The 15,717-nt window shown below is 42.0% G+C and carries 9 protein-coding genes; 5 read left to right on the top strand and 4 right to left on the bottom strand.

Annotated elements, in window-relative coordinates; all coding sequences use genetic code 11:
- Nucleotides 1-4: 4 nt before the first annotated feature.
- Both P5V12_RS05685 and katG read left to right on the top strand, forming a co-directional pair.
- Nucleotides 5-1,252, top strand: a complete 1,248-nt coding sequence (locus P5V12_RS05685; RefSeq protein ID WP_316956358.1) for an extracellular solute-binding protein — start codon at nt 5-7, stop codon at nt 1,250-1,252.
- A gap of 381 nt (nt 1,253-1,633) precedes the next feature.
- Nucleotides 1,634-3,853: a catalase/peroxidase HPI gene (gene katG / locus P5V12_RS05680; protein WP_316956356.1), complete on the top strand. Its 2,220-nt coding sequence runs from the start codon at nt 1,634-1,636 to the stop codon at nt 3,851-3,853.
- 220 nt (nt 3,854-4,073) lie between these two features.
- On the opposite strand, the gene P5V12_RS05675 is transcribed toward katG, so the two are convergent.
- The gene (locus tag P5V12_RS05675) at nt 4,074-7,733 is read right to left on the bottom strand and encodes a S8 family serine peptidase (protein WP_316956354.1); all 3,660 of its coding nucleotides are present in this window, start codon (nt 7,731-7,733) and stop codon (nt 4,074-4,076) included.
- A gap of 595 nt (nt 7,734-8,328) precedes the next feature.
- On the opposite strand from P5V12_RS05675, the gene P5V12_RS05670 reads away from it, so the two are divergent.
- The gene (locus P5V12_RS05670; RefSeq protein WP_316956352.1) at nt 8,329-9,180 is read left to right on the top strand and encodes a hypothetical protein; all 852 of its coding nucleotides are present in this window, start codon (nt 8,329-8,331) and stop codon (nt 9,178-9,180) included.
- A gap of 13 nt (nt 9,181-9,193) precedes the next feature.
- On the top strand, nt 9,194-10,537 hold the full coding sequence (locus tag P5V12_RS05665; RefSeq protein ID WP_316956350.1) for a DUF4785 domain-containing protein: 1,344 nt from the start codon (nt 9,194-9,196) through the stop codon (nt 10,535-10,537).
- 93 nt (nt 10,538-10,630) lie between these two features.
- Here the strand turns inward: P5V12_RS05665 and P5V12_RS05660 are convergent, their stop codons facing one another.
- The 3 genes from P5V12_RS05660 to P5V12_RS05650 all read right to left on the bottom strand — a co-directional run bounded on the left by P5V12_RS05660 (nt 10,631) and on the right by P5V12_RS05650 (nt 13,632).
- Nucleotides 10,631-11,581, bottom strand: coding sequence for a DUF5655 domain-containing protein (locus tag P5V12_RS05660; RefSeq protein ID WP_316956349.1), 951 nt, complete (start codon nt 11,579-11,581; stop codon nt 10,631-10,633).
- Between the two features lie 339 nt (nt 11,582-11,920).
- Nucleotides 11,921-12,430 (bottom strand): type VI secretion system amidase effector protein Tae4, encoded by a 510-nt coding sequence (locus P5V12_RS05655; protein ID WP_316956347.1) that lies wholly within the window; start codon nt 12,428-12,430, stop codon nt 11,921-11,923.
- Nucleotides 12,431-12,798: 368 nt separating this feature from the next.
- A complete protein-coding gene (locus P5V12_RS05650; protein WP_316956345.1) occupies nt 12,799-13,632 on the bottom strand; it encodes a mechanosensitive ion channel family protein in 834 nt (277 codons plus the stop codon).
- 759 nt (nt 13,633-14,391) lie between these two features.
- On the opposite strand from P5V12_RS05650, the gene P5V12_RS05645 reads away from it, so the two are divergent.
- A complete protein-coding gene (locus tag P5V12_RS05645) occupies nt 14,392-15,675 on the top strand; it encodes an FAD/NAD(P)-binding oxidoreductase (RefSeq protein WP_316956343.1) in 1,284 nt (427 codons plus the stop codon).
- Nucleotides 15,676-15,717 lie beyond the last annotated feature (42 nt).

The raw sequence follows: 15,717 nt of genomic DNA, 5'->3' as shown, positions 1-15,717 counted from the left end.
AACAATGAAAACCAATATTTTTGCTTTTATTCTTCTTATTTCGTGCGCGCTCAACTCCTGGTCATCAACAACTGTTTCTGTCTACACCTGGCGAGATCAGGAAGGTGCTCTATGGGATATCATTTCACAGCGCAACTTGATTCCAGGAATTAAAATCGATCATAGAGTCATCCGTTACGAGAAACATGAAACCTACCAACCCCACGTATTAATTGAACTTCTGCACCGCAAGGCGGATGTATTTCAGTGGGGGCCAGGCGCAGCCAATCTTAAACGTCTAATCGACGAAGGCTTTATTGCACCAAATCAAGCCGACATCAGCGATATGAATAAATCCGCACTCCTGGCATCTCTCGGACCGGATGGAAAATATTACGGAGTTCCGTTTGCCCTTCAGCTTCAGTCTTTGTTAGTGAACAACAAAATCCTGAACGATCTGGGAATACGTCAACAACCTCAAACAATGCAGGAATTTAACTCCGCACTGGAGAAAATAAAACAAAGTGGTGTTACCCCCATTCATTATGCCTCTGCCTCAGGTTGGTTAATTAATCAAGTGGTTGCAGAGGTAATGGTTTCGGGTTTAGTTGATAAGAACTTCGCAGCCAATCTGGCAAAAGGTACAGCCTGTTTTAATGATCCAGAATACTATCAAATATTTGAAACCATTCTGGACTGGAAAAAAAGAGGTTTTATCAATGAAAACTGGGAAACCGAAGGTTATTCCGGAATGGGCAGTGCAATAGCAATAGGAAACTCAGCCATATCTTTTGACGGTGGCTGGAAAACAGGCCCCTCTTCAATACTCTGGCAGGTCGACCCTAATTTTCAGGTAGGCTTTTGGGCCATCCCTGGTAAAAGCGGTCAGGTTTATGCTCTGGGTGATGGAACCTATCAAGTGAACCACAAATCCCCCCGAGCTAAAGCAGCTTATAGAGTATTACAATATACTGCGACCAAAGAATTTGCTGAGCTGTTTGCCGAACATGTTAAAGAACTACCCGCATATGGTGGAAAGCTTAATATCGCTAACCCCATGCTGAATACAATGTCGAGTTTGGTTGGCAATGCCTACCCAGTTAGCCTTTTTGGCAGTTACCCATTGAACAAACAAGAGCCCAGCTACAATGAACTTGTTCTCACCGCTTTTACAGAGGTGCTAAAACAAAATAAAACCCCGAAAGAAGCGGCGCAAACTATTCAGGACGAGTTAAATAAATGGAAGTATATCGGCTATAAGAACTGTCAATAAAAATCAGAGAATCTGATTACATTCTGTGGTCTTTAATGACAACTTCGATGACTGTTTGTTAGTCAATAACTATCGAGTATATTGGTAAAATAAATCGGTATAAAAAAACACTCAAAATTCACAAAAAATTAATTTGTTAAGTAACGCAACAAAAAAAATGATTTGTACGACGAATCCACATTCGTTGATTTCTTTTAGCAATCAACGAGCGCCGTTTTTAGAATACTTCCATTAATCACTTCACAATTATCACCTAGGTAGCTTTTACCATTTATAAAAATCTATTACGTGCATCGATTTTATCAAATGTACGCTATTCGAAACCCAATCCTATACTTGATTACCAGTGCATTATTAAATAATCAAACAGGAGTAAACTCGATGATGAAAAGAACAATGCCCCTCTTCGCCATGGTGGCGGTAGTCGTACCCTGGCTTCTTATGTCAGGCAACGCAGCCGCAGAAGGCATGGCAAAACCCAACACATTCTGGTGGCCAGACCAGCTTGATCTCAAACCTCTTCGTCAACATGCAGACGAATCCAATCCCATGGGCGATAGATATAACTACGCCGAAGAATTCAAAACTCTCGACTTAAATGCAGTAAAAAAAGACATCGAACAACTGATGACCGAATCACAGGATTGGTGGCCTGCAGATTATGGTCACTACGGCCCATTCTTTATCCGCATGGCATGGCATAGCGCGGGTGTTTATCGTGTTGCCGACGGGCGTGGTGGTGCGGCAGGAGGTCAACAGCGATTTGACCCATTAAATAGTTGGCCGGATAACGCCAACCTGGACAAAGCCAGACGTTTGCTATGGCCGATTAAACAAAAATACGGCAAAAAGATTTCCTGGGCCGATTTAATGGTATTAACCGGCAATGTTGCACTGGAATCTATGGGCTTTAAGACCTTTGGTTTTGCCGGTGGACGCCAAGACGACTGGGAAGCGGACCTGGTTTACTGGGGATCGGAAAAAGTATTTTTGGATGATAAGCGTCACGGTAAAAACCGAAAGCTGGAAAACCCGCTTGCTGCAGTTCAAATGGGTTTAATATATGTTAACCCTGAAGGCCCTAACGGCAACCCGGACCCTCTTCTTGCAGCACATGATATTCGCGTCACGTTCGGCCGTATGGCGATGAACGATGAAGAAACCGTTGCCTTAATTGCCGGCGGACATACCTTCGGTAAAACTCACGGCGCCCACAAACCTGAAGAATGTCTCGACCCTGAACCTGCCGCCGCGGGTATCGAAGAGCAAGGCTTGGGCTGGAAAAATAAATGCGGTACGGGCAATGGTGCAGACACGGTTACCAGTGGCCTTGAAGGTGCATGGACAGTCAGCCCTGCACAATGGACACATAACTTCTTGCAAAACCTGTTTGCTTTTGAGTGGGTAAAAACCAAAAGCCCTGCTGGCGCAACCCAGTGGATTCCAGCAGATAACCAGGCTGCGAATCTTGTTCCCGATGCCCATGATCCGAACAAACGTCATGCGCCAATCATGCTGACCACAGACTTGGCTTTAAAATTTGATCCAAGTTACCGCGAAATATCCAAGCGATTTTTGGATAACCCCAAAGAATTTGAACTCGCTTTTGCTAAAGCCTGGTTCAAGCTAACTCACCGGGATATGGGGCCACGCGCGCGCTATTTAGGTTCTGAAGTACCCAATGAGGATTTAATCTGGCAAGACCCTATTCCCGAAATAACCTATAAACAAATTAATGATCGTGATGTGAAAAAGCTTAAGGCAAAAATTCAGGACTCCGGTTTAACCGTACCAGAAATGGTTCGTACTGCCTGGGCTTCCGCAGCGAGCTTCCGCGGCACAGATATGCGTGGTGGTGCAAACGGCGGACGGATTCGTCTTGAGCCACAAATTAATTGGGATGTAAATAACCCACAAGAACTTAAAAAGGTATTAAACAAACTCAGTGCAATTCAGCAGGAGTTCAATGAAAAATCCGGAAAGAAACAAGTGTCTATGGCTGACTTAATCGTTTTGGCAGGCACTGTCGGTGTTGAACAGGCCGCGGCTAAAGCAGGTCATAAAGTTGAAGTGCCTTTCGTACCTGGCCGTGCTGATGCGACACAAGCAATGACGGATGTTGACTCTTTTGCTGTGCTGGAACCGAAAGCCGATGGCTTCCGCAACTACTTCAGTAAAAGTAATTATCGTTCTCCAGCAGATATGTTAGTAGACCGTGCAGATATGCTGACACTGTCGGTACCTGAAATGACGGTATTAGTTGGCGGTATGCGTGCACTTAACGCTAACGCAGATGGTTCTAAGCATGGTGTCTTTACTGATCGTCCAGGAACGCTCAACAATGATTTCTTTGTTAACTTGTTGGACATGTCAACTAAGTGGAGTAAATCCGAGAAAGCTGAAGGAATTTACGAAGGTCGTGACCGTTCCAGTAATACAATGAAGTGGACTGCAACCCCTGTGGATCTCATCTTCGGCTCTCACGCAGAATTACGTGCAGTTGCTGAAGTGTATGCAGCGAATGACGGTGAACAGAAGTTTGTGAACGACTTTGTTGCTGCCTGGACGAAGGTAATGCAATTGGATCGTTTTGATTTGTAAAGCCATTAAATTGTTTGTTGTGATAAGGCGGAGCTTGCTCCGCTTTTTTTTGTCACAAGATTAATGAACCGCGAAACAAAACTTTTGAATTCAAACCAGAAGTAACTCATCGACACGCCGTAAAAACATCCCTGTTGGCTCGTCGCCAGCATCCCTGCTGTCGACGGTCGAGTTCATTACTTCTGATTTATTTTGTAACTATCTGAAGTATTAAAGCTAACTACTCAGCGTACTTAACCACTAACTCCACAGAATCCAACTCGATAAATCGCTCCCAGGCATAAAAATCACCAGCCAGAACCAAACCACGATTGTCAGCGGGGTTTTGTTGCCAATGACGAATGGCATTCATCAGTTCAACACTATTGATTTCCACCCACTGTGCTTCACTACTCGACAAGGTAACCGAGCCTAATGCACTCTGCCACGAGGGACAGCTCTCGGTTGAAACGCAGAAAAAATCGTAGTTAACCGTACCGGGCAACCAATCGGCTTTATCCTGATTGAATAGCGTAACCTGCTCTGTCACACCTAATTGTCCACCCACAACATGAAAACGCAGGGTCGCATCCACAACCGTACCAGCCAAGCCAGAAACATCAAACTGAATCAAGGTCTCATAATCGTAGGCATTTGCTTCCTCTCGCCTAAAGTGACCACCCACACGGGTTATACCACCCTGCTGGGTTGCGCTGCCATCCCACAACACTCTATTCAAACCGAAGAGTGAACCATTCAAGGTTTGCTGCCCGATTGGCCCGACCTTTTTGAGATTTACACCCGAGTTAGCAGAGTCACCCTGAAACATCGACCACTCTACATTGTCTTCGTTGTATAAACCGTATTGATACAAATTAATCGTGTCGCTATTAGAAATAACCAAAAGCTCAATTTGATTGTCACTATTTAAATCTGTCGCGATTGGAAACGGACTGCTACCGCCAATACCAAGGCCATTACTTTGGAATTGCCCAAGCGCAGTTTTAGCGACACCTGTTGGAGAAAACACGACAATATTCTGGTTCGTCCGAATAACTACATCCACTTCATTATCACTATCGATATCCGCCACCACAGGGTGGATGCTGTTATATCCATTGTCAGCAATTTGTGTTGCGGCAACAGGCCAACCATTTACCGGTGTTGCATCGTGGTGATATAAATGAATCAACGGTTTTTTGACACCGTTAGCTAAACCGCTGGTAAACAATAATTCCAAATCATTGTCACGATCAATATCAGCCAACACAGGCGGTTGGTGAACGGTCCAATAGTTGATATTCATCGCTATCGGCCAATTTGCAGATAAATCAGAACCGTCTGGATTTAACGCATAAACATGTGATGCAGTAATCGTGGCTATTTCCAACTCACCATCCAGATCCATATCGCCAATGACGGGCGGCGCTTCGACCCAACCGGTAACAGATCTTGGCCATGCAGGAGAAAAGCTTTCCCCCGTATACTTCACTAGATAAAACGGTGTAGTCTCTGTTCCATAAGCACCGGAGGTTTTTCCATAGGTACCAAATGCCACTTCTTTAAAGCCATCACCATCAAAATCAGCACTGGCAACAGTTGCAGCATTAGATGCAGCAATTGGCCAACCAGTTAAAGATGTACCATCGTGATGAAAAGCTTGTACTTTAGTAAGATCTTTGAAATTAGGCAGTGGACCATCAGCGGTTGGAATCACAATTTCCATATCGCCATCGTTATCCAAATCCGTCATGACCGGATCGCGGTGGGTATAAAACAGTTTAGGCCAGCTACCCTCTTGATTAGAGCCGTCGGCATTATACACATACACACCACCCCAACCGCTCACCGCGATTTCTGCTACGCCATCCAGATCGATATCCGCGATTGCGGGGCTTCCCACCAATCTGTTGGCAATGCTTTTAGACCAACGTAAACTGCCATCGTGATTGAAAACAAATAGAGTTCCGCTCTCCACACCATAGCTCACTCCAACCACAATTTCTTTAGAGCCATCGTTGTCCAAGTCAAACGTATTGGGTGACCCCATATGATGGCCAAACGTGTTTTGTGGCCAACCAGGGCTTTTATCAAACAAACGCAATTGTAATAAATCTGAATGGGTAACACCTGACACCGTATCTGTTAAGCGAAGATACTTCACATCGCCCCGTGTAATATTTGTAGTTGACGTAATTTGTCCAACTAGATTGTTTGCGGGATTTACGCCAGATTGTAATAACGTCCACTGAGTTGCATAAGGCGTGTCCGCAATTTCGAGGGTGTAGTTACCGCCAATAGTGCCAAACACATCAATCACATCATCCATTAACAACGCATTAAACTCAGGAGATGTAATTACTGCTGAAGGTAGTTGTGCATTCAAACTGATTTGCAACGCTTCGGCGACGTTTGTTACACCCGAACCAATAATTTTGTCCGTACTGCTATTTGGCTGGTTAGTTGCCGACGTCAAAATGTATTTTACTTTTTCAGGAGTCGCATTTGCATTGTGTGACAAAATTAAACTAGCCACACCAGCCACATAGGGCGATGCCATGGAAGTACCACTTAAAACGGCATAACCCGGTGTAGCAGCATCACTTTTGGCAAGAGGGATAGTGGATAGAATACTACTGCCAGGTGCGGCTACGTCTACCCAGTCACCATAGTTAGAAAACCAGGAGCGTTTACTGGCACTATCAATACTGCTGACAGCAATAACGTTGTCATAACCTGCGGGATAAAACACACTATCTACAGCGCTATTACCTGCACCACCAACAAGTGTGACACCTTGAGCATAGGCATTATTCAAAGCCAGTTCCGTAGCCGAAGAAAATTGAGACGAACCAAAACTCATATTAATTACATCGGCACCATTATCAACCGCATAATTGATGGCTTTAATAATCGCAGCACTGTCTAATAAACCATACTCCTGCCCTCCTCGCATCAACGAGAAACCTGCACGTAAAGGCATAATTTTGGCGTTGGGGTTTACACCAACTACACCAAGATTATTATTTACAGCGGCAATAATTCCGGAAACATGGGTTCCGTGACCATTAATATCAGACGGATCATCATCCTCCAGAGAATAATCCTCATCGGCAATCAGTTCATAACCCTGACTCACATATGCTGCCGTATCGATATTAACGAAATCTTTTCCCGGCACTCCGGTAAGGTCTCGCCAGATATTGTTTTGTAAATCTTCATGCGCATAGTCGACACCGGTATCAATCACCGCAACAATAGTTTCACTACTACCCGGATTAATATCCCATGCCTGCTCTATGCTGGTATTCTGGTGTGCCCATTGTTGAGCGTAATAAGGGTCTTGAGGTTGATAGAACGTGGTATAGATAATATTGGGTTCAACCGACTCAATATCTGCATGATTTTTTAACTGTTGCAAATCTCCTTGATAGTTCTTCAAACGATAGGTTCGGTAGAGTTTTTTACCAAAACCATTCATTTTTCTATAGGCGTCCTGCAACAACTGCGCATCGGTAGGTGCACTGCTGGAACGAAGTCGTGATTGCAATACAGTCTTTTTTGCTTTTCTTAAAACAGCCTGCTTGCTGACAATTGGGTCAAATTCGATATCAGATACTGAATTAGCCGGGGATAGCTGTCTAGCGGATTTCGCTTGAACAACTTTCGGCAATAAAACAGCCTCTGGATCAACCCCCTCTTTTAGGGTAACAATATACTCGCCCGGCACATAACCAAGATTTTTATCGGCGCTGATAGACGTATTGGTTTGATTCCCTACCTCTGCGTTAGCAACAAACAAATCTTCAGCAGATGAACCATTTACAAGAGAAAAAGCGGCCAATACTAAACAAGCGCCTCTTAATCTTTTTTTTGCTTGAAACATATTATTGTTTTTCATATTTTCTCCACCTCCCAAAGCGGGAAGATTAATTATTTTTATTTTTCCAACCAATAGATATTTTATAGGTATCAACCAAAAAAAGATTTAACTCGTTGGCAACAAAAAAGCACAAAAACAACAAATAAAATAGGCCTGATACAATCCTCTCAAAATAACCATAAGAATCTGTTTGCTTTTAAAAACCTAAAAAAACAAAACAGTATCAACGCACTTAATTCCTCTTTTAATTTAACTTAATCGAAATAATTATCTTTCTGATAGACAAACAAATCAGATCAAAAAATAACGCACACCACTTCCAGTTAATAACAGATTATTAATTTAGAAAAACTTAATAATAAAGATCGAAAAAACAACAAGACGGAAAGACTTAAACAACGCATACCTACATCAAAAATTAAAAATGCATTATCCCAACAAGGAAAAGGAATATAAATATGTAACAAACACGCATGTGGTTTTATAGGAGGACAAAAAGAAATTTTCTACGACCACCTCAATTGCAAACATTAAAAAATTTCGCAAATTAATACTCCTTAAATTATTACCAAGTCAAAATTGACCCCCAACTTATTCATATCACGAGGAAAAAATGAAAAAGCTAATCGCTCTGGTCATTTGTTTTTTTATTTATCAATCAGCATATGCCGTTACAGGCGTAGCCTTTGTGCATGGCACTGGTCAGCAAACAGATGCATTAAATGACTATTGGAAGTCCGATTTTGTCAATTCAGTTAGACAGGGATTACCCAATCAAAGTATGTACACTGTAATCAATTGTGATTTTAACCAATACATGTGGCACGCTCAGGCAGCGGGGTGTCTGGCAGATCAGTTATCCAATTTTATTACCAGTAAAAATATTGATGACCTGGTGGTTATTACTCACTCAAATGGCGGCAATATGATGCGCTGGATTATGTCTAACCCAACCTGGGATAGCCGTTATCCAACGATTATTTCAGCCATTCGTTGGGTTAACGCTCTAGCACCATCCAGCGCTGGCACACCTTTGGCCAACGCAGTAATGAACGGTAACGGGTTTGAACAGTCCGTAGGCTGGTTACTTGGCTTCGAATCCGACGCTGTAAGAATGCAACAAACATCCTGGATGGCGAACTACAACTCTCAATGGTTATACGGCACGAGTGACAGACCCGCCCTACCAAAACCATTTTATAGTGTTGTGGGAACCGATGTAGAAACAGCAATATGGGATGCCGACAGCTACTGTGGCGGCTACACAGAAAACCTGGGGCTGGAAATTACTCAGGCCTGGTTGGATAGTTGCTCCGACGGATTCTTAAACTGCTCCAGCCAACAGGCCGCAGGTTATACATGGTTTAAAGACAAAGATAGAACTAAGGGTAAAGAACCCCTCAGCCATAACCAAAGTCGACGTAAGTGCTTTGATCTCGACGTTATTCTGCGAAACGATATTTGATAGGGGAAACTAAATGAAAAATTTAACTAAAACCTATTTTACTAATTCACGGAATAACAGCAAAATGAAAAATATGTATTCGGCGATTCTCATTAGTTGCGTTACAGCTGTACTCACCTCCTGTAGTGGAGGCGATAACGCCACCACTACATCCGCAGAAACATCAACAACCTCACAAGAGAAAGTGATTCAAACACAATTGGCTGCGCCCACTGAAAACGACATCACTACAGATGAAGTGGTTCAACCCGATTTCAGCCAAAGCAACCTTGCCAATATAAATACCAACAAGGAATCCGTAAGCTTCAGCTACGTTGTTGATAACCGGTCCGAAATACAAACGCAACCGACAGGCTACGAAGAACAAAGCCGAGCTTTCAAGTTATCGGTTTCAGGTAGTGAACTCAATAAAGGCATCAGCCTGCCGGTAACATCCAAGAGCGCCTTAATTCGAATCCAACCTAAATCTTCCGCCAAAGGTGAAAAACCGATAGCAATGGAAACAATTGAGATAGAACAAGGTGGTATCGTCACCAAAGGCGATCAGGCATTTGAAATATTTGTTAGTGGTGAAGAACTACAAGCTGCTGGTATTGCTACGGATAAATCCACATCCGCCATGCAGATGAAATCGAGCTTTAAGCCAGAGCCCGTTACAATTCGCTCTAAGTCAACCGTTTCAGACAAACAATACTTTGTTCACGTTCAGGAAAAGAACAGCAATAAAGTTTTGGTTATGGCAACCAAAAAACCGGAAGTACTGCAAGGTGAAGAGCTGGATATCAACCTACAGCTCGAAGGTCTCTCCAGCGAAGCTAACTTGAACTACATGAACGGCAACTTGGTTTCTCCAGAAGGAAAACGTTATCCGGTTGAACTGACACAAAAAGACGGTGCGATACGATTAAAAGCAGATACTACGCAAGCTGGTAGCGCAGCGCCGGGGTTGTGGGAATTGCAAACTTCGGTTGAATATCAGGACGGTGCTACTCTTGTCCGTCGTGACGGCCGTTTAGCGTTTGCACTTTCCGCAAAAACCGCACGCTATAACTCGGATGTAAATATTCACAAAATATCAGACTCCAACTCGTTCAAGGTTGAATTACAAGTTGAAACCTATACGCCAGGTCGTTATGAAGCCAGTGTTATGGTTACCGGAGCCGAGTCAGAATCGGCGATTCAGGTAATGGCCGCCAAGTGGTTAGATGCAAGTGACACCATCACCTTAACTGTTGACGAGGAAATATTATCAGAGAGTGGTATCTCGGCCCCATATCAATTACGTAATCTGACCCTGAAGGATCAGACTCGTATGTCGACGCTGTGGGTGCAGTCGGAAGTGTTAACGGTAGATTGATAAACTAGGAATTAACGGTAGATTTCCTCCAGAGTAAGCCTGGAGAATCTACCGTTACAGGCCACTATTAGTTACTTGTAACTTCTATAATCACTAACCACCAAATCGGTTGTATGCCATTACTATATACTGTTTCGCCACTTCAAATTCTTCTTCTGACGATATTGTAAACTCGACATCACCTGTTCCAAAATGACCGATCGAAGTTACATCACGATAGTTCTTTGTATTAAGAGGAATATCAGACGGATTTAACTTTAAAAATAATTTTATGTTCCTACCTTGAACTTCCATACAGGCGATATTTTGAGAAACTTTATAAGCAACATAGTGTTTTTTAGGCACTTCTTCAACGGACTCATCTAATCCTAGAATAAATTCACGAACAACCATCGTCAATTCTTGTATCTCCTGACTTTTCCCCTCCAACCTCTCCTCGAAGGTATATGTAGCAGTAGCACGAGTTAACGCAGCTTTTTTACCTGCTTCAACCATCACAGGATTTTTATATCCACCATCATTGGATCTTGTAGAGAGAGAGACGTTAGTTGTCTTAGATGTATGAAAAACCTCTTCAAGATAAAGAGAATCATTGGCAAATAATCGATATTTCCAAAGCTCAATATTTGCTCCCATCACCTGCACTGCATGCAAATCATACTTTTTATAGTTTGGGGCGATACAAATAACTCTAACATCCGACCAATCCACTCGAATATCACTACCTAAAGCTTTCTGAACAGCAATCTCGAAATCACCTTTATGGTCATAGATCCAATGCAAATAGAAGAGACTTTGGTTAATAAGTTCTGACGATTCAACTTTTTTATATTCGATAATTACTGGATTATCTTCTTCAGATAGAGCTAAACTATCAATTCTTCCAGCATGCTGAGAACCGGTTGAAAATTCACTAGCAATAAACCGACAATTAAAGACTGTTTCGAGATTTCTCTCAATCAAAGACTGTAAATCTTTTTCCAGAGAAAAATTTCTCTGCTCAACGGCAGTAAGCTTACCTTCTATAATATCAAAGATTGGCATTTTATTACTCAGTTTACTTTTTAACCTAGCCTATAGATAGGATCGAGGTCTATCCAACCATTCCATCCATAAACAATTCAATAATATAAGTCTCTCTACAACAATATATCTACCGTGCTCTATTCCTGTACATAAGAAAAGAAAACATAAAAAAAGAGACCAAGAAGAACGCAGGGACGACATAAATAAAGATCAAAGGTGCATTATCCATTCTTTGCTCTTCATAAAGATAAGGAAAGGTCAAGTATTTATAAGAAACTAAAAATACAGCTATGTTAAAACCAGAATTTAAAACAATAAATAGCGCATTAAAAAAAATACTTTTTATCTTCATAATCTCTATTTTACCTCCCAAAACCATACTTCTTTGCTTTTATTGAGATCAGAAACCACACCAAAAAATTCATAAATAGATCTCATAACCATGCCACTGCTTGTGATTTTGTCCTTATTCCATAAATCAATATGATCCCCGCTTCTAGATTCAAATGACTCCTTACCCCGAGACCAGTAATCCTTAAAAAAAATAACCCCTGTTTTCCCAGATATTTCACTTTGAAATTCGCTCGGAGAAATTTTTTTCATCGGTTGGAAACTCGCGGGGCGACTGGTATTTAGCGCATTGGCTAGTTCTTCCGCCAATAAAATATGTTTTTCCCCTTTATGAGACCAACACCTTTTCGCCTTAAAAGCACTAATACTTATACCAGATCGAATAAAACACTCACTTAACATAATGGCACAGTAATCACTAAACGGTTTATTGCTATCTTTTTGCTTGTTAGTACAAGCCACCTTTATCACTTCTTTTTTGGGGAAATTATTCCACATTTGTTCAAACTTACTCATATAATATCCTTAATATTGACTAGTTTTTAAATGTAAATCAGAAGTATAAGCAACACTCAACAGAACAGAGATAAGAATCATTCTTAAAATCTTCTTCTCAGAAGATCCTACTGGCCAGTTTATCCAGGCATGTAGAAATGATCTAGACTATTTTTATATTGATTTGTAGTTCCTGTTGAACCGTCCGCCATTCCGAAAAAATACTCCCTTTTTTTGTAAACTCCCAACTTAGGATACCCCCCAAAGTTTTGAATCATTACTTAAATCGAAGCTAGATAGATAAATGTGCCAAAATCAAGTATTCAGCAGCTACTAAACAGCCCTTTATTATCGAGTTTTGATCTTCGAATAACTTCGAGTTTTTCATGTTACAGCTCTTTATTAGATTTGAATTTTTCAGCTTCCTTATACCAAGCTCTCATAAAATCTTCCGTTAATTTTTGCTCTAAATTCAATGCCTCATGGGTGGGACAAAAAATCGATATCATGAATTGATTTTTGCCTAAATTATTGGTTGAAATGCGGACACTGGTTTCTGGGCCGGAAAGCGGAACATCCAACCTTCTTGCCATTAATCCATTGTATCTTTCAGCAACAACCGAAAAGGCGGCACAGTACTCATTGGCTTTTCTGAGAATCTCATCCTTTATTGAAAAAACATTTACGTTATCGGGCTCTCTCACTATGGTAAAGCTGTGAGAGACATAGCGACGCATGTAACTAAGATTTTGAATAGGATTAGTAACGAATAGGCTATTAGGTAAGTAGATTGTCTTACCCGTGTAACTATATGTTCCACCTTCTATATCGACTTCAAGAATTTTGGTACCCAACCAGTCGCTGCGAATAACTTCCCCATAGAAAGTGCCTGCTTTAATCCAGTCCCCCACGGAAAAAGAACGTGTACCAACTTGATATAAAGTACCAACAAAACATTGGAGAATTTCCCTGGTGGCAATAACAAATGCGACCACAAAGGTAGCGATAGAAAGTGCAACAAATTGCAGCTCGGAAAGCCATATACTGATCAAACCAATAAAAATAAGCAGATTAATTGCATTCTTTGCACTGTTTACCCAGCGTAGCCGAAGGCTCTCATCGTCAACGGCCATCTTACTCAATTGCCGGAGAGCAAACTTGCGAACTACCCAGACTGCCAACAAGAGAGCAAAACTGAGGAACAATTTATATTCAATGCCCATTTGACTCATAAAAGGATTCTCGAAAAATCAACAGGTTACAAGCCTATAAATATACCTTTAGCCTGGCATATTTACCATCATGGCCTTCGCAATATGGCACATTTCCTATTACAGAAATGAACTCCTATATCCGCCTTGTAGAGAAAACAGGGAGCCACCATTAAACGTACCAAAAACAAAACCAACACAACCTTGCTGTTTATACCAACAATCTGGGTACTAAGCTGTAGTACTTAACTCTTCTAATCCGTAACGCAAAAAAATGTTTGCGCTATGTATAAACATCAAATAGTTTTTTAATCAATCTACGGCAGAAGCTACAAACGAGCAAAAAGGTATCAAAAGTTGAGACACCCACCAAAGAACTTATTGGCAACAAAGAATTCTCAAGCAACAAAACTGCTTGCACTAAGCAAGACTAGTTAGGAATATCTGAAAAAGACTAAAACTGATCATACATATGGATATTCGCAATACCACACTACCGTATGCTCCCTTGCCAATTAACGATGATTACTGGTGACAATGACTTACCCTCTGCCACGCCACACTAATCATGCAAATTTGAGTGATAAATCTTCCTATACGCCCCAACTTTTCAACCTCGTGCTTCTGTCATTGCTATACTATTAATTACCAATTAATAATAATTCATATACATCTATTCCATTTTATTATATTAGAATCTGCTAATTTTATATTAAGATACCTCAGCATGCCGGAAACACCCCGGCCTTAAATTCCAAAACCGGAGGCAATATGAAACGCACCATCGTCATAGGCGCAGGTTTGGCAGGAATTTCTGTAGTATATGAATTACGCCAAAAACTACCCAAAGAACATGAAGTGATGCTCATTAATGAAAATCATGAGTTTCACTTTATCCCTTCCAACCCCTGGATTGCTTTTGGGGAAAGAACCCGCGACCAAACGGTTGTCGACCTCAACCCCTATACCAAAAAATATAACATCGCTTTTAACTCCACCGGAGTCCGCCAGATAAATGCCCCAAAGCAACAACTCCAGACGGGTGACGGCGAGACCATCAACTACGATTATCTGGTTGTATGTACTGGACCTCGTTTGGCCTTCGAACGCGTACCCGGAGCAGGACCTGATGGTGGTCATACCCATTCGGTATGCTCAGTTCATCATGCTGAAGAAGCTTATGCCGCCTACAAAAAGTTACTGAAAAATCCCGGCCCGGTGCTAGTTGGTGCACTGCAGGGTGCCAGCTGTTTTGGCCCTGCATACGAATACGTGCTTTCACTTGAACATTACCTACGCAAAGAAAAAGTACGCGACCAAATTCCCATTACTTTCGTTACCAGCGAGCCGTATGTTGGTCATATGGGCTTAGGTGGTGTGGGTGACTCAAAAGCCCTAATGGAACACGAATTCAGAGAACGGGGGATTAAGTGGATATGTAATGCCCAGGTAAATCGGTTTGAAGACGGCACCGCATTTGTTGAGGAATTAAATAGAAAATCTGAAATTGAATATACTCACGAGCTGCCATTCGAGTTCGCCATGTTTATTCCATCGTTTAAAGGTTCCGAAGCAATTGCAGACGTTCCAGACCTGTGCAACCCCGGTGGCTTTGTGATTACCGATGAGTTCCAACGCAACCCCACTTACCCTTCTATTTTTGCCGCAGGGGTATGCGTCGCCATTCCACCGCTGGAAAAAACCCCGGTTCCGGTTGGTGTACCCAAAACCGGCTTTATGATTGAGTCTATGACCACAACGATTGTGGAAAATATTCTCAGCCTAGAACGCGGCGAAGAAATGCATACTCGCCCGACATTGAACGCTATTTGCCTGGCGGATATGGGAAACAAAGGCGCCGCATTTGTCGCACTACCACAAAACCCACCGCGTAACACTAACTGGACTTCGATGGGTAAATGGGTGCATATGGCAAAAATCGCCTTCGAGAAATACTTCCTGTACAAGGTTAGACACGGCACCAGCGAACCTGTATACGAGAAATATATCTTAGGTGCGGTGGGAATTCACCGAGTAAAACCCAAAAACAAATAATTCCTCCCCATAGTCGCTACAAGCATTAAGTGACTATGGGTC

The organism is Teredinibacter sp. KSP-S5-2 (genome assembly GCF_032773895.1).
Classification (GTDB): domain Bacteria; phylum Pseudomonadota; class Gammaproteobacteria; order Pseudomonadales; family Cellvibrionaceae.
The sequence above is the reverse complement of the archived record's forward strand: the minus strand, read 5'-3'. Positions and strand labels throughout refer to the sequence as shown.

Excerpts from the sequence above, each read along its gene's own strand:
- P5V12_RS05685 (WP_316956358.1), top strand. The coding sequence starts at position 5 with ATGAAAACCAATATTTTTGCTTTTATTCTTCTTATTTCGTGCGCGCTC.
- katG (WP_316956356.1), top strand. The coding sequence starts at position 1,634 with ATGATGAAAAGAACAATGCCCCTCTTCGCCATGGTGGCGGTAGTCGTA.
- P5V12_RS05675 (WP_316956354.1), bottom strand. The coding sequence starts at position 7,733 with ATGAAAAACAATAATATGTTTCAAGCAAAAAAAAGATTAAGAGGCGCT.
- P5V12_RS05670 (WP_316956352.1), top strand. The coding sequence starts at position 8,329 with ATGAAAAAGCTAATCGCTCTGGTCATTTGTTTTTTTATTTATCAATCA.
- P5V12_RS05665 (WP_316956350.1), top strand. The coding sequence starts at position 9,194 with ATGAAAAATTTAACTAAAACCTATTTTACTAATTCACGGAATAACAGC.
- P5V12_RS05660 (WP_316956349.1), bottom strand. The coding sequence starts at position 11,581 with ATGCCAATCTTTGATATTATAGAAGGTAAGCTTACTGCCGTTGAGCAG.
- P5V12_RS05655 (WP_316956347.1), bottom strand. The coding sequence starts at position 12,430 with ATGAGTAAGTTTGAACAAATGTGGAATAATTTCCCCAAAAAAGAAGTG.
- P5V12_RS05650 (WP_316956345.1), bottom strand. The coding sequence starts at position 13,632 with ATGGGCATTGAATATAAATTGTTCCTCAGTTTTGCTCTCTTGTTGGCA.
- P5V12_RS05645 (WP_316956343.1), top strand. The coding sequence starts at position 14,392 with ATGAAACGCACCATCGTCATAGGCGCAGGTTTGGCAGGAATTTCTGTA.